The sequence below is a fragment of the Rickettsia endosymbiont of Orchestes rusci genome (assembly GCF_964030945.1).
Taxonomy (GTDB): domain Bacteria; phylum Pseudomonadota; class Alphaproteobacteria; order Rickettsiales; family Rickettsiaceae; genus Rickettsia.
Map to the genome: position 1 here is coordinate 68,671 of NZ_CAXIQG010000001.1, position 17,848 is coordinate 86,518.

Below are 17,848 nucleotides of genomic sequence, written 5' to 3' on the forward strand. Positions count from 1 at the left end.
CAGAATTTTTATAAATGATTTTTCAAACAGCAGAGTAAATTTTACAAGAAATATGTTTACTCTAAAGAACTAATAAAAGCTTCATCAAGACCGGTTACACTAGAAATTAAAGCAATATTGCAACCTTGAGCTAACATTTTCTTTGCTACCTCTACTGCTTTATTATATTCCCCTTCAGCTTTTCCTTCAGCTTTTCCAATTTGGATACCTTTAGCTTCACCAATTTGGATACCTTTAGCTTTACCAATTTGGATACCTTGAGCTTCACCAACTTGTAAGCCTTCAAGAATACCTAATTCTTTTCCTTCTTGTTGCCAATGCTCTGCTAAACTTCTCATAAGCCTTGTTCCTATTTCTGGATTCAACTTTGTTGATAATAAATTCTCTAGTTTTATTTTATCATCTTGCTCTATCTTCGTCAATGTATAATATAATATCATTTCTAGATAATCATAACCTATCGTTATTTTGGTTAATTCCGGTAATATATCTGATATTTCTTGCCATCTTTTTAATAATTCCCTCTCATGTATATGCTTGAGAAAAAATTCTAATATCCCTGACCATATCCTTTGTTTAAACTCTTCATCAGGAATTTCATGGACATTCACCAATTGGTAATCATTAATCCATAATTCTTTTGCTAATTTGTTATTGGCAAATAAATCCCACAAATTCCTTGCAACATTATATTTCTCCTGACCATTGAAAAATATCATCGGGTATATTAATGGTAAAGTCTTAGCTTTAGGATTTTGTATTAAATATCGCTCACAAATATTAATCATATATTTAAATAACCTAAAAGCCATAAAATGATCTGCTTTTGATTGATGCTCGACAAGCAAAAATAAGTATCCATCTTGTTTATCAAATTTGCATGAGAATAAAACATCAGAGATAGAATCTTTTAAAGAGCTTTCTACAAAAGTGGTATTTTCCATTGCTAAACTAGGAAAATCTATTAAACTTTTAATATTTGGGGGCAAATGTGCATTAAAGAATTCATGGGCAACTAGAGGATTCTCTAGTGCCTTACGAAATATCTTATCATGCTTAGCTTTCTTTGTGCCTTTATCTGGATCACCCAGCAGGTTTCCTTGTTCACTCATATATTTACATTTTTTGAATTGGTAAAATATTATTACACTACACTCTAAACTCTTATTCCTTGATTTAGCTTGATCTCAGATACTTGCTTTACTGCACTTCTTATTTCTTTAGCTATTTCTGAGCTTGGACTTATATATTGCATTACTTGTTTATCTCTTCCTATGGCATTTAAGTAATCTTCAGGGATGAGATGGCTTTTGCCTTGAAAATCATGTACTACTATATCAGAAAATTTTTTATCACCAAGATTATAATTAGGATCAAATTTATTTTTCATAATTTGTAAATCTTTCTGTATCTTCTGCTCTATTGCTGCTATGCAAATCTTGTTACTATAGAAAATACAAGAATCTATGCCTTTTTCTCTGTAGATTTGTAAGGCAGTATTGATATTTTCTTCTGTGCCAAACTTTGCTAGAGCTGTTATTTGCTGCTGCTGAACATTATTTAGTTCATTATTATCGTTATTTGCAAATTTTGAAAATAATGATTCTCTAGACTGAAGTTGTGATTTGCTATCATCACTTGCTTTTAAGGATGACCGTTTAGTTATTTTACTAGCTACTGTTAATTTTGTTATTTCAGGCTCTATAAGCTTGTTTATAGATTCTGCTCCTTGGGATTTTAACATATCGTTAAAATCGCCTTTTTCTGGTGGTCGTATTATTGATACTACAGCTCCTTTGCTAATTAATTCTTCCTGAGCTTTCATTACAGTGTGAACCGATACTGCTTCTTTACCATCATTATCAGCAGCAATTATTATTCTCTCACCTTTGATAGGCTCATAGTTCCTAATGTTACTTACACCTAAACTACAAAGAATTTTGCCCTTAATACCAGCTTCCCTAATACTTAAAGCGGTCTCGAGCCCCTCTGCTATAATCGTTATATTACTAACTGAATTATTGCCATCTTTACTGATTTGTACGTTCCTGTTTTGTACGTTCTGCTGTTCATTATTTTTACTAATCTCAACAAAAGAACCTCTGATTCTGCCAAAAGAACGTTTATTAACCTCAATATCAGCTTTATTATTTGTGTCTTTGTTTAAATAAATTGATTGTCCACCGGTAATATTACCATCTTTATTTCTAGCAAAAGCAATTAATGCAGGATAATATTGTTTACTATTACTATCCCACATCATATCAGTTCTAAGATCGTTACTTAGTTGGTATCTTGTTAATACTTCTTTAATTCCACGATGTTCTGATAAATATCTTTTTGCTACATTATTTGGCATGACATATTTTATAGAGTCTGATTTTTCATATAATATTTCTGCCCTCTTAATTTTTGCTATTTCAGCCTCTTGCTCTTTTTGATCATTGGTTTTTACTTGTTTATTTTTGTTTAACGTCAGATTTGTTACTAGATCTTTACTGTTTGTTGACACACCAACCATATTTTGTAAATATTTCTTAGCTTCTACAAAATCACAATTTTTTTCTCTTTGTACTAAGGTAAATAAATCTCCTCCCTCTCCTGTACTAAAATCATGCCAGATACCAGCTTTACTGCCACCTATCTTCATCGCTATTTTACCATCTTTCTCCCAGCGGAGTAACTGGCTATTTGATAAATGCTTATTTGGACTACCAAGTAAGCTTCGTCCTATTTCTTCTGCTTTAAATGATAATTTTTGTTTTAATTCCAGTGCTTTTTGTTTATTAATAGCATGATAATCTATTTTATTCTTTGCCATAATATCCTCTTGTAACTTAACACTTATTGTTGTATCTTGTTTATTACAATTCGTAAGGTTATAGGAAGAGCTTTTTCGCTCTTCTTGGGCTTTATGGCTTGTGGCAAGATTTGTGCTAGTACTTCCTAGGATCTCTGCTACTTTAGCAGGTGGTCTTGAGCTTATTCTTAAGTGGTAATAATTATCATTACTGTGTAATCTATCCTTAATATCTTCTACTACCCCTTTAAACCAATCATCTACTTTCTCTATAATATTAGAACTCTTGCTTTCCTGAACTGCTAGCAATTCTTCTAAAGTTTTAAAATTAATGCTAGATAGCCTATTATCTATTTTACTAAGTTGCGATATTAAACTGGCCATATTCCTGGTAGCCTTCCTATTATAGTAAAGTTTTACCTCTTCTATGTGTCTTGTCATGGCTACATAAGAATTTCTGCTATTTCCTGCTAAATTATGTAATACATAGACATCTTTAATTGAGGCTCCTTGTGCTTTATACACTGTAGAAGCATAGCCATGTTTAAAGCTTACATCTTGAGGATTAAATTCTATTTCTTTCCCGCTATCTGTTTTAGCAACAAACTTATCGTTACTTACTGAAGTTATCGTTGCAAATTCACCATTTTCTATTTGTAAATCTTTATTAGTTGTTTTAAACAAAATACGATCTCCTGCCATATAATCTTCATACTGCTGAGCTGGTAGATAGCATCTATATTCTTGACCAGTAAGCAAGCCTTTAGCTTTTAGTAACTCCCTGATCCCTTGATTAATACTATCTACTTCAGCATTACGTATGGTAATTATTAAACGCTCATTTAGAGCAAATTTGCTGTTACTCCAATCATTAATTAATCCTGCCATTGATTCTTCTAGCGTATGATCAATCTTTAAACCATCATGTTGTGCAAGTAACCGCAAACCACCAGCAATATCTGATTTTGCAAAGCATGAAGCCATTTCTTTTGCCCATGCCTTGCTTTGTCTTCTAATGTTACTTAATTCATATGAGCCAAATTTACTAGCCAATACTGTAAACATTCCTCCTCGCTCAACGGAAGTTAGTTGTCTCTCATCTCCAGCCAGTATTAGATTACAATTGTTACTCCTTGCTACTTTTAATAATTCTAAATAATCACTATTACCTACCATTCCTGCTTCATCTACTACGAGCAGGCTGTTTCTTGCTAGATTAGCTTTACCATTATATAATTTAAATAAAAACCCTTTTACTGTATGACACTTCTGGTAACCTTTACTTTTAAGCTCTGATGCTGCTTTATGAGTAGGAGCGAGCCCTATAACATGTTGCCCATTATTGGTGGCAATTTTATAGCCTTCAGCAAGTACTTGTGACTTACCAGTGCCGGCTCTACCTTGCAAAATCCTAATCCCTTGACTATTAATTAAAATATGCTGCAGACTTGCTCTTTGTGCTTCATTAACACTTGCAAGATTATCGATAGCACTTTTAAGCTTAATAACGTTATTAAAATGAATCTGGCTATTTACCTTATCTGCTATTCTAACTATCCTTAATTCTTCATCCCTTATCTCTTGAGTAGTATAGTATTTAGTATCAGTGCCATCTTCATTATATAGTTTTACCAGCCTATCTGAATTTAATATTTCCCTTATTAGTTTTTGCTTTTCTGCTTCTTCTTTAATCTCTTTTACTGCTTTTTCTATATCCAATTTAGTAAAAATAGCTTGATGACGAATCATGCGATCAAGCACTCCATCCGCTCCTTTGATAATTTCAAGATGGGCTAACTTACATATTTTATTTTGCTCTGCTATTTCATTGATAATACTTCTCATTCTAGTAGGACCAACATGCTGCTGTGGCATAAAACTTATTGGGTCTACTCTAATTTCTAAACCTAACTGAGCAAAATATTTATTGATTACTTCTTTAGCTCTTTCATGAATTATTTGATCTTCTGGGATAATGAATGCTTTGCCTTTAACTTTGGCAAATTTAGGATTTAAATCTACTGCCTTAGCTCCTAAAGCTTTACCATTTTCTGTAAATCTTCTGGTAGTAACAAGCAGATGGGCATGCCAATTCTTTTCTCCATCATGTGGCTGATGAATATCAACCTGAACTCCAAGCCCATTCTTTACCCATCCCATCTCTTCGATGATTTCATGAGTAATGGCTATTCTATCATCTAAATCTAATTCCTTATCATCAGGCAGTGCTATAACTATATCTTTTAATAATTGACTGTTTTTTCTTTTCTCTGTACGCTCTACCTCATTCATTAAGACCTGAGAATTGATCTGTCAACAGTTTTCCGGACAGTTTTTTACGCACATTTTTGTATTTTTTCGTATTGTACTGGTGATAGATAATCGTTAGCAGAATGCATTCTTATACGATTATAAAATACCTCTATATATTCAAATATAGCATGTTTTGCTTCCTCCCTAGTTTTAAATTTATGTTGATAAATTAATTCTGTTTTTATAGTATGAAAAAAGCTTTCAGCAACAGCATTATCCCAGCAATTTCCTTTACGACTCATACTCTGTATAATACCATGTTGTTTTATAAGTTTTAAATGATTATCAGAACAATATTGGCTACCTCTATCAGTATGCCAAATAAGCTTTTTAGGTGGTTTACGTTGCCATATTGCCATTAGCAAAGCATTATTAACTAAATCAGCTTTCATATTACTATTCATTGACCAGCCTATTACTTTTCTAGAAAATAGATCAATAACTGTTGCTAAATATAACCATCCTTCTCCAGTTGGGATATAGGTGATATCACCAACCCAATAACAATTAACATTAGAAACTTTAAACTGTCTATCCAATAAATTAGGAGCAACTTGCTTATTATGCTTAGAATCAGTAGTTGCTTTAAATTTATACTTAGTTTTACATACTAAGCCAGCTTCATTCATTAGTCTTGTAATTCTCCTACGACTAACAATTATGCCTTGCCTCAACAAAGCCTTTTTAATGGGTCTAGATCCATAATTTCGTCTACCTTCCTGAAAAATAGCTCTAACCTTACAGGTTAATTCTCTATTTTCTTTATCCCTATTGCATCCAGGGTTATTTAACCACTCATAATAACCGCTACGTGATACCTTCATACATTTGCACATAATTGCAATTGAGAAATCATCTTGATGCTTCTTTATCCATGCATACCTTACAGGGACTCTTTTGCAAAGTACGCTGCAGCCTTTTTTAGTATATCACGCTCCTGTGTTACTATCACCAGCTCTTTCTTTAATCTTTTTAATTCATCATACAGATGTTCATCTGTTCTTGTTATTGATTCTTCAAATTGTTTAGAATATTTATCTATCCAACTATATAAAGTATTCTTACTGATACCTAATTCTTTTGCAGTCTGAATAACAGGTCGCTTCGATTCAGTTGCCAATTTAACTGCTGATTCTTTAAATTCACTAGAATACATTTTTGTTTTTGTCATACTGTATTTCCTTTCTGTTAATATTGTCTCATACTAACTGTCCGGAATACTATAGCCACATCACTACCTCATTCATTAAGACCTGAGAATCTTTAAATTTTTGATCTACATGAGCAGGCAATAAAACAGCATGATAAACATTATCGCCTTTTTTACTAAAATTATAAGTAATGTTAGTTCTCTCATCTTTAATAATCAGCCTGGCATTATAGGCAGCTTTAAGGCAAGCATTTTTACCTTCACTCCTACTTACTATTTCTATTCTTGCAAACTGTATCGCCATGGTTTGTTAATTCTAACAATGTTCAATCCATCATTGACATTACCATGCAATCTTAAAATCATCCACTGAAACCAGAACCACTTGAACCAGCAAGCAAAAATAAACCGTAAGGTTTATATATTGCGTGGTGCGACACGATGGTACTAAAATAAAGTCTGCAAATATATTGCGTGGTGCGACACGATGGCACTAAAATAAAGTCTGCAAATATATTGCGTGGTGCGACACGATGGCACTAAAATAAAGTCTGCAAATATATTGCGGCTAGGTTGCATTTAGACCTAATTACTATTATTGCGGTGCAAGGTTGGTAACGATCTTGTGCTAAGCGCAATAAGAAGCCTAACTAAATTACTAATCTGGATGGGAAATAGGGGCAAGGTAAAGTTAAAATTGGTTAAACGAAAGTGAATCTTTGTATGGAAAATATCGTAAATATAAAAGCAGATACTCCAGATAATATCTGTTATAGGGATGAAGCTGAAAAGCTTAACTGTAAGAAGGAAGACGCGACCTTCTTTAAAAATGCCAGTTCCCCGGTATACAGAAGGTAACCAACTTAACGCATCTTTAATTAGTGAAACGTGGTAAGCCTATTACTTGGCAACTGGTAGTAGGTAAGAGAGGTCTTAAAAAGCTAATGACACTAAGCTGAAAGGCTACAGGAATAAATAACTGGGTGTATAGGCACTATGTGCTAATCAGAAATGATGCTGACTTGAGACTGGTGATTTACCCTAAGTAAGTAAACAAGATTATGAATTATATTGGAAAAGTTAGATGCAAAACGCAAATGTAACAATTAAGACCGATAATAATAACTTTGAGAAAATTTATTGGCATGCAATAAATTGGCAAGAAGTTAATAAAAAGGTTAATAATCTTCGTAGACGTATCTATAGGGCATCTGCAAATGGTAACATGAAATTAGTACGTAGTTTACAGAAGTTGATGTTGAAATCAAGATCAAATAAATTACTTGCTATAAGACGTATTACCCAAATCAATCGAGGGCGAAGAAGCCCTGGTATTGATAAAATAGTTGTTAATACAGATAAAGAAAGAAATTTGTTAATGGAGAAGTTAGCAAATAATAATCTATCATCTGTTAAACCGATCAAGCGTGTGTATATTCCCAAACGAAAAGGCAAACTTAGACCTTTAGGTTTACCTATTATTTTGGATAGATGTATGCAAGCTGTTGTTAAATCAGCACTTGAACCATTTTGGGAAGCTAAGTTTGAAGGGAGTAGTTACGGCTTTAGACCTGGACGCAGCACCCACGATGCAATACAGAGAATTTCTGCTATTGTTTGCCCTGGCACAACCAGGGGATGGATACTGGATGCTGATATTAAAGGTGCATTTGATAATATTAATCATAATTTTCTTTTGAAAATTATAGGAAATTTTCCAGCACGAAATTGGATTAAAGCATGGCTTAAATCTGGCGTGATGGAAGAATATCAATTCACCAAAACAACAGTTGGAACTCCTCAAGGGGGAGTAATCAGTCCCTTACTTTTAAATACAGCTCTTCATGGAATGGAAGACATACTTAACATAACTTATGATAAATATGATCATCTCCATCCAAAATCTGAATATGCTTTAGTAAAATACGCTGATGATTTTATAGTTTGTGCAAAATCTGAAAGCTCTTGTATTAAAGCAAAGAAGATAATTAACGATTGGTTAAATATTAGAGGATTAGCATTATCAGAAGAAAAGACTAAGATACTTCATATTAAAGAAGGGTTTGATTTTCTGGGATTTAATATCCGGCAATATAATACCAAGAGTAGAAGAAGAGGTATAACACTACTAGTTAAACCATCCAAAGATACTATTAAATCATTTAAAAAGCGAATAATGATTGAATGGAAAAGAAGCTTCTCATGGGAAATTGACAGGATAATTGAAAACCTTAATCCTAGAATAATGGGATGGTGCAGTTATTTTAACAAAGTTATAGCCAAAAGAACTTTTATCCAACTAGATCGTTGGATGTGGATGCGACAAGCAAGATTTGCTTGTAGAAGACATCCTAATAAATACTGGTGGTGGCTTAAAGAGAAGTATTGGGGCAGAATCAAAGCTCGAAATGATAATTGGGTCTTTATGGATAAAAGTAAAGATCTATATCTATGGAAATTACAATGGACAGCAATCAAAAGGCATATTCTAGTTAAAGGCAAAGCATCTCCTGATAATCCAGAACTTAAGGAATACTGGCAAAAACGTCAAGCTAGTAAACCAAAGTACTTCTTTAAAACCAGACAGATTCTTTGGCGTAGACAAGAAGGTAAATGCTCTGTTTGTTTAGATTCAATAGATAATGGAGAAAAGGTGCAAGTCCATCATAAAAGACCTACAAGATGTGGCGGCACTGACCATATTAACAATTTGTGCTTATTGCATACAAACTGTCATAGGCAAGTACATAGCAAGCGAGGCCAACTAATTGCAGCTGTTAGTAAATTGCTTGAGCCGTATGCATAGCAATATGCTTGTACGGTTGTGTGTCCAGAGAAACTAGTATGTTCAGTAGGAGGTAACCCTACTAGATTAAAAGTTAGAGATCTATAGCTAGGATAGCAGCATGGCGAGAAATCAAGATGTTGGAACCTATCGACAAACTTACCTATAGGGTAAGAGCGAATTATCAGGCCGCAGCGAGAGCGAACACATAGGTGGCCCCGAAAGTGCGAAGCCCCGAAGGCCGAACTAGCAACCGTAGAGTGAAGGCAATATGTTCAATTGAAAACTAACTGATACAATTGGACACTTCGGCGGGGTGGGAGTGGCAGCATGATAATAAGGACATATTAAGTGACTGGAGAAGTCCTACTCATCCCAGGAAGAAAGCTCTTGGAGCAAGGTAAATTCTATAACTAGCAAAACTAGGAAATGAATTGAAGATGAGAGGATGGCGGATGGGTGTGTATTAGCAATGAAGCAGAGTAATGCCTGTGGAGCGAAGACACCCTACTGATAACATTATTCCAACAACAAGGGAGGTAAAGACGAATGATAAAAACGTCTATAGAATTACAAGACCTGAGAAGGAAAATATACATCAAAGCTAAAGCTGAAAAGCAATGGCGATTTTGGGGATTATATGTTCATGTATGTAAGATAGAAACACTAAGAGAAGCCTACAAGCTAGCTAAGCATAATAAGGGGGCGCCTGGAATAGATGGTGTTACCTTTGAAATGATAGAGTTAGCGGGGGTTGAACAATTTCTAGAAAACATACAAACAGAATTACAAGCCAGAACCTATTATCCTGAAAGGAAAAGGGTCAAGGTAATTCCTAAAGATAATGGTAATAAAGTGAGGAAGTTATCCATACCAACTATCAAAGATAGAGTGGTAGAAGGAGCACTAAAGCTCATTTTAGAACCAATATTTGAAGCTGACTTCCAACCTGGATCATATGGATATCGCCCTAAACGGACTGCAGCTGCGGCTATAGAAAAAGTTACAGTAGCAGCAATTAAGGAGAAGACAAGAGTAATAGATGTAGATTTACGCTCTTACTTTGACACGATTGCTCACCTTGAGCTATTTAACAAGATAGCAGAGCGTGTAAATGACAAAGATGTTATGAAGCTACTAAAATTGATAGTCAAAGCAGGTGGAAAAAGAGGTATATCTCAAGGCGGGCCACTATCACCGCATTTAAGCAATATTTACTTAAATGAAGTAGATAAAATGCTAGAAAGAGCAAAGGAAGTGAGTAAGCTAAGAGATGGCTATGACCATATAGAGTACGTTAGATGGGCTGATGATCTGATCATACTAATTGATGGCTATAGAAAATGGCAGTGGTTAGAGAGAGCGATCAATATAAGGCTAAGACAAGAATTGTTGAAAATAAAGGTTGAACTAAACGAAGAGAAGACAAAGACAGTTGATCTAAAGAATGGTGAAACATTTAGCTTTCTGGGATTTGATTTTAGACGAGCGAAAACTAAGCAAGGTAAAATTGGAATCCAGAAGACGCCTAGAATGAGAGCGCGAACTGCCCTGCTAGCAAAACTAAAAGAGATATTCCGCAAGTTTATATCGCAACCAGTTGATAGAGTAACATACCTTATCAACCCGATATTACGAGGTTGGATAAACTACTTTAGGATTGGTAACTCTAGCCGTTGTTTTGGATATGTAAGAGACTGGGTAGAGAAGAAAGTAAGACGCCATTTAATGAAATCACGAGGATTGAAAGGCTTCGGCTGGGAAAGGTGGAGTAGGAGAGATTTGTATGAGAAGATGGGATTATATAACGATTACCAAATTCGATATTACAGACCTTTGAAAGCAATAACAGCGGATAGGTCATAGGCAATGATAAGAAGTTATCAGGAAAGCGTAATACGGGAAATCTGTACGTTACGTTTGACGAGGCGGGTGATGGAAACGGGGATAACAAAAGCTACCGCGCCATTGCTCGACCCTACCTTTGGGAGGAAAGCACGCTAAGTGCCTACCTACCCGCTTCTCCCTGTTTTTACAAACAAGGAGAGAACTCTCCTCTCTGCTACTTCTTATAGATATTGAATAATGGTAATCATCTTTATTTGTTTTTATTGATCTTAGTTTGCTGGTTCGGTTAGGTATGGGGATTATCTTGATTTTGAATGGCTTGTTATTCTACCAATATGTCAGACTTTACAAGCTTACAAGTTGTATCAAACATTAGTCTGTTTTAGAAAAAATTTATAGAATTTCCTAGCACTTATAATTATGATGTTGACTTCCATAATTTATTGATGATTCATGATGATTATAACAATCAAAAATAAAATTATCTCTATGGATAATGTCATAAAACGTAGATTAAAATTAGAACAAAAAAAAGCTCAAATTATTACTGAAGAAGCAAGACTTAAAATTCAAGAAAGAAAAGCTCGTACCCGTCGTTTAATTGAAATCGGCGGCTTAGTTGTTAAAGCTAAACTTGATGATTTACCCACTAACAGTTTACTAGGAGCTTTTGTTTCTTTAAAAGAAAAATTAATACAACATCCTAATATCCAAGATCAGTGGACTAAAATCGGTAAAAATATTTTTGATAATCATGAATTAAGATAATTTAATATCAATATCATATTTTTAATATTTTAATTAAGGAGTAGATAAATTGTATAGCATCTGATACCCTAATAATATTATTATAGGCTATTTAATAAGTAATGAATATTACCAGTCAACTATTTTTCCTGTGTCATTCTGACCATTTTGTGTCACAGTGAAAGTTCCTTAACTGAAGGTCAATCACTGAATAAATATTCATTAAAAATAAAAAACATTGCTATAATTTTAACCATCCTTGACTTTTCAACAATCCGTATCAACACTACACATTCTCAGATTCACAGATTATACTTATAGAACATTGCCTATTAATTCTACTGGTTTTATAAGAAAAGCATCTTGTTGAAGAGTATTAATAAATTCATTATTAGCATAATAGTTATCTTGTTGTTTTTCTTTATCTTGTATACCAACTGCACGACTGTCTAGTTTTGTTAAAGTATTTATTGCATCAAAGGATTTTATTGTTATAGCTTCTTGATTTTTTTCTGATGCTTTACCATACATTTCTATTCTTATATCTTGAATAATTTCAATTATATCTTGCACTGATTGAACGTCTCGTAGTTTATCTGTAAGATTTTTAACCAAGATTAATGATATATCAGCACATACTCCAGAGTTAGGCTGTTGTAATCCAGAATAAATAATATTAATAAACTTTATTCCTAAACTTAATAGATTATTGGCTAATTTTTCTAAACTATTACTAAAACTAGAATTTTCGTTTAGGGGATCAATTATCGATACATTATTAGTATTTTTGACAAAGACTATGGCATGATTACTATCTTGATAATCTTTTATACCTAAAATTTTTAAACAATTTGTATTGTTAAACAAAAGTTGTATATCATTATTATCAATATCAATTACTGTTTGATTAATGTTTCGGCAAATCATATGTATATTATGCTTAATTGATTCAAAATCTAATCCTATTTCTTCTGTACAATATGTTCCTTTATAATCATTTGTTTTAGAATTTTTCTGAATACTTATAATAAAATTCTTTACGTTTTGTAGTTCACTATGCTGATCACAATGTTGAATGATTGAATCTAATTTTAATGTCTCTATGAAGCCTGAGTTCATTGTAATGAAACAATTAAAATGCTCTTCTATTGTTTTACCCATGATTTGAGTTGTATGGTCCTTTAAATAACAAGAAAGATCATCATACTTATTCTTGTCCAAAAATAAATAAACCTGCTGAATATGCTTCTCTACTATGTCAGATAAAACAACCATTATACTCTTATCTGTATTATATGACAAATTACTATCAGATACTGTGAGTATATCTCTTCGTATATACTTATCCTCTGGTTTATCTATCCTATAATAAAGCGTATATACTAATGCCATAAAGTCAAGAGGTAGTAATAACCTATCATAGTTTATATATTCAGCAAAACTACTCTTTTCTAACAAAAGCACAATTTTATCTATATCTTGTATAATAGGTATTTCTGTAATTTGTTCATTTGATTCTGTGACTATAACCCTTGCATCATTCACCATGTTGTTTTTATCTTGTTGTATAAATATAATATATGTTATAAGTTTATTTGTTTTTATATATTCTAATAAAGTAGTCTTATTAAAAAATACTTTTACATTTTGTTCCTTCCACTTGAATTGCATTAGTCTCATAATATCATTATTAGAAAAATTAAAAGGTGATGACATTAATGATAATATAAATTGTGAGTACGCCATATTTTGTTGTGTTTCAATATCATTATTACTTAAATTAGGATCATCATCTTGCATAGTACCTGTATCAGAAGTCAAACACATACTATCATTATCAGAGAAGTCTTCACAAAATTTTTTTAGTATCCTTTTTCTCAAATCTGAAATATTACTATGTTCAACTAACTCTTTTCCACACTCTGTTATCTTTAACAAATTATTTTTAACCTTTATATACTTAGGATAGAATTCGTAATGTGATATTAATTTACAGTCAATAGTGGACATACATATATGTAACAATTTTATAATGTCATATGTAATGAACTCTAAGCATTCTTTTTCGATATTACTAATATTATGCTGCTCATTACCATCTAATTGGGTCCCAACCTTATATTGATTCCAAATTTTTATTATCTCTAATATTTCTGTAAGATTTTGCTGTAATTTTAGCACATATTCATTATTTATATCATCTCCTACAGTAGATTGTTCATTTTCTAACTTTTGTTTATATGATTTCATATTAGCTTGAATCTTACTAAGATTACTCTTATCTTTTTTTTCGATAAAATGGATGTATATACTATATATAAAACATAAAGTTTTATTTTGTAACACCTCATTAATATTATTTTCTATATGAATAGCTTCTAATATTTTAATTATGTTGTTAAGTATAAAATTATTTTCTGTATTATATAAATTTACCTGCTCTATTAGTTCTTCTATATTTACAGTACTTTGCTTGTTTTTTATATTAACAATTTTTTGTAAATCTTCTAATGGACTATGATTGTCTAAATTTCCTAATAATTTAATACTTGCTTTTAGTTCCTCCATATATAATAAAGTATTAGCATAAGTACCATTTTTTATCGTTACTACCAGTTTTTTTACTAAAAATAACATTATACAGTTAAAATATTGATCAATATATCCCTGTTTTAATTCTTTTAACTCATGTGTTACTATAATAGGTAAATCAATTACTGAAAACAACTCTGTCCGTATAGATTCTATTTGTGTCTTATATCCTTGCAAACCACTATTTTCATCATTAAGTAATGTCATGATTTTTTGATTTACTAATTTTATATTTACTCCTTCTTTTCCTAATACTTCTTTTGTTCTCTTCTCATAAAAAATTGATGATATCCTGTTATCCCATACATAGAGTATAAAAGGTATTAGATTGTTTTCTAAAAACACCTTTAGATCACTAATTGTACTCAATTCTTCTCTTTTTTTATTCAACATCATATCTCTAAGATGATTATAGTAATCGTTAACTTCACCATATATATGAGTACTGGATACAAATGTTGACAATAACTTTTCAGATACCTTAATACAATCATTGGCACGATTCTTTTTACTTATCTCAATAAATTTTTTAATAAGATTAAATATGGTAGAAACTGGTAGAATATGATTACCTTCGTTGCTAGTACATATCCTTGCTAATTGTAATTCTTCAATAACAAAATTATTAGTTTCAGTTTTCTTAATCTCAACATCAATCTTACACTTCTCAAATTTATATTTTTTTATTTTTTTATAAAAAATATCTAATGTGTTTTCTTGGGTATACGTACGAGCATTAAGAACTTGTTGTTCACGCAGTTCTGGTTGTTGAAAATCAGAAAAACTTGCATGTGCAAAATGCATATCAGAATGAGAAATAATTGCTTCTTCCTTATTCCCCCAAATTTGAGGCTTTAATGGGTAGTTACCACGTAATTTTTCCTGAGAATCAAATTGTATATGCCGTTTATGCATATCATCATAATAAACTTGAATTTTTATATTGGCTAGAGAAGATAAAATTGGTATCTCTTCAAAAAATACATAATAACTATTTTGTTGAATAGCTTTTAAATAGTTTTTATAAACTTCAGGATTCTCTAAAAACAAATCTGCAATAACTTGACTATTATATTGTTTGTTATATGTGTCATGACTAAGCTTTGTATCAAATTTCAACACACATGCTTCTAAATTATTACTAATCTCATTTCTTAAGCTAATACGATCGTTAAGTAATTCTGAAATATTAGGAGCTTGCTTGTCTGCTTTTCCCCTAGCTGCTGATATAATGTGATAAATTTCATTCTTAAATGCTTCATTATCTTGAAATTTCTTAATAATCTCATCTTTTAACTCTTTGATCTCATTTTCAGCTTTTGTAATAGCTTCATTCGTTTCCGCAACTAGCCTTTCTATTGCCTCATATCTATTAGTTAATTCCTTTGGATTATTTAAGAAAAATTGAAATATTTTTTTTAACTGATCTTTAAGAGCAGCAGGCATATTAGAATCTTGTAGACCATGAGCTTCGAATTGTTTTAAGAAATCATACCACTCCTTTCTCATTTCTGCTGCTTTTTCTGCTGCATACTCCTTACTGTGTGCATTTTTCTTACCAAATACTGCATGAAAAAAACAATTACCATCTGCTTTTGTAGCATTAATTTCTAGTGATGGTGTCTTACTTATTTGTTGTTTTGACGGAAATAAGTTGATAATCTCGCAGTTACTATATGGTGTATTCTCGTTATTATCACTAATATTGATATCCATAAACAGATGATTTGATAATGCTTTAACAATTTTATTATATCCATTAGTTACTGCTAAGTATAACGTTGCCCAATCTTGGTTTGTGGGATCAATATAAATGACATTAACATCAGTATCATGCCCCAACAACACCTTAACAATTTTATCATATCCGTTCTTTACTGCTGAGCATAACGTTGCCCAATCATTGTTGCTCTCGTGAGCATAAAAATCCCACAACATACCGGAAATTTCAAGATTTCTATTCATTACTACTAAGTATAATGACTTACAATAATTTTGGTTTATGGTATCAGTATTGGAATGATCCGACAATATCTTAACAATTTTATCATATCTATTCTGTAGTGCTGTTTTTTTAGCATCAACATTAGTATAATGACCAAATAATATCTTAACAATTTTATTATATCCATTAGTTACTGCTAAGTATAACTCTACCCAAATATCTTGGTTTGTGGCATCAATATAAGGATTATGATTCAATAATACCTTAACAAATTCATTATATACATTCTTCACTGCTGTTTTTTTGATATCAACATCGGAATGATTCAACAACACCTTAACAATTTTATTGTATCCATTAGTTACTGCTAAGTATAACTCTACCCAAACATCTTGGTCTTCGAAATTAATATAAGAATTCCAAAATGCTTTGACACTGTTATCATATCCATTCTTTACTGCTAAGTATAATGCTGTCCCATCATCCTGGTTTTCGGCATCAACATTAGTACAATAATTCAACAATATCTCAACAATTTTATCATGTTCATTCTTTACTATTGTTTTGTTCTTAAAAGGAGCAGCAGAATAATTAAAAAACACGTTAACAATTTTATCATATTTATTCTTTACTGCTAAATATAATGATTTCCAATAATTTGGGTTTGTGGCCTCAACATCGATATCATGCTCCAACAATATCTTAACAATTTTATCAAATTCATTCCTTATTATTTGGTTTGTGGTACTAAAAATAGTATTAATATCATGAGTATAATACTCCAACAATATCTCAACAATTTTATCATATCCATTAGTTACTGCTAAGTATAACGTTGTTCCATCATCATGATTTTCAGTATTAACATCAGTATGAATATCTAATAATGCTTTACGTTCATTGTTTATGTTTAATACTAATGCCCTCCAATAATCTTGATTTTCAGTATTTACATTAGCATTATAACTTAATAACAATATGTTAAAAATTTCTTTAAATGCAGTATATATTTTGCAGAATAAATCTATCCAATGATCCTGGTTTCCGGCATTAATATAAGCATTACAATTTGATAATATCTTAACAATTTCATTATATACACCTGTTTCTTTAGCATCAACCAACTTCTTAACACTTTCATTACATACATTCTTTATTACTGTTTCTGAATCAATATTATCCCAAAATGTCTTTAATATTTTATTATATTCATTCCGTATTGCTGAGTATAACTCTGTCCAATTAGCCCGGTTTTGGGCATTAATAAAGTCGTTCTCAGTATTATCATTCCATAATACCTTCACAATTTCATCAAATTCATTGCTTACTAATAAGTATAACGTTGCCCAATCATTGCGATTTTGAGGCTTAGCATAAGTATAAATATCAAACAATATCTTAGCAATTTTATCATATCTATTATGTACTACTATGTGTAAGTCTACCCAATCATCTTTGTTTATATCATAAACATCAGTATAATGGTCCAACAATACCTTAACAATTTTATCATATCCGTTCTTTACTGCTAAGTATAAATCTACCCAATCAGCTTTGTTTATATTATAAACATCAGTATAATGGTCCAACAATATCTTAACAATTTTATCATATCCATTCTTTACTACTAAGTGTAACGCCAATATATTTCCTTTTTTTGTTGGCAAG

General features: G+C 31.7%; 7 protein-coding genes and 1 pseudogene. 3 read left to right on the plus strand and 5 right to left on the minus strand.

Going from position 1 to position 17,848, the window contains the following annotated elements; translation table 11 throughout:
• Positions 1-56: 56 nt before the first annotated feature.
• From AAHM91_RS00395 to AAHM91_RS00410, 4 genes and pseudogenes are all read right to left on the minus strand, one after another.
• Positions 57-1,112, minus strand: a complete 1,056-nt coding sequence (locus tag AAHM91_RS00395; protein WP_342269502.1) for an Rpn family recombination-promoting nuclease/putative transposase — start codon at positions 1,110-1,112, stop codon at positions 57-59.
• A gap of 44 nt (positions 1,113-1,156) precedes the next feature.
• A complete protein-coding gene (locus AAHM91_RS00400; RefSeq protein ID WP_410526147.1) occupies positions 1,157-5,092 on the minus strand; it encodes an AAA family ATPase in 3,936 nt (1,311 codons plus the stop codon).
• A 44-nt stretch (positions 5,093-5,136) separates the two neighbouring features.
• Positions 5,137-6,284 (minus strand): IS3 family transposase gene (locus AAHM91_RS00405; protein ID WP_410526146.1). Its coding sequence is split into 2 segments (ribosomal slippage): positions 5,137-6,038 and positions 6,038-6,284, totalling 1,149 coding nucleotides; the frame shifts between segments, so codons are not numbered across the junction.
• 64 nt (positions 6,285-6,348) lie between these two features.
• Positions 6,349-6,567: pseudogene (locus tag AAHM91_RS00410) on the minus strand (MobA/MobL family protein); the annotation flags it as partial.
• A 780-nt stretch (positions 6,568-7,347) separates the two neighbouring features.
• Between AAHM91_RS00410 and ltrA (AAHM91_RS00415) the strand changes: the two are divergent.
• The 3 genes from ltrA (AAHM91_RS00415) (at position 7,348) to AAHM91_RS00425 (ending at position 11,664) form a co-directional block, all read left to right on the plus strand.
• A complete protein-coding gene (gene ltrA, locus AAHM91_RS00415; RefSeq protein WP_342269504.1) occupies positions 7,348-9,069 on the plus strand; it encodes a group II intron reverse transcriptase/maturase in 1,722 nt (573 codons plus the stop codon).
• A gap of 528 nt (positions 9,070-9,597) precedes the next feature.
• Entirely contained in the window at positions 9,598-10,914 is a 1,317-nt protein-coding gene (ltrA, locus tag AAHM91_RS00420; RefSeq protein WP_342269505.1) for a group II intron reverse transcriptase/maturase, read from the plus strand.
• 471 nt (positions 10,915-11,385) lie between these two features.
• A complete protein-coding gene (locus AAHM91_RS00425) occupies positions 11,386-11,664 on the plus strand; it encodes a conjugal transfer protein TraD (protein ID WP_342269621.1) in 279 nt (92 codons plus the stop codon).
• Positions 11,665-11,958: 294 nt separating this feature from the next.
• Here AAHM91_RS00425 and AAHM91_RS00430 read toward each other — a convergent pair whose 3' ends face one another.
• Positions 11,959-17,847 carry an ankyrin repeat domain-containing protein gene (locus AAHM91_RS00430; RefSeq protein ID WP_342269506.1) on the minus strand — a complete coding sequence of 1,963 codons (5,889 nt, stop codon included), beginning with the start codon at positions 17,845-17,847 and terminating at the stop codon, positions 11,959-11,961.
• Position 17,848: the final 1 nt, after the last annotated feature.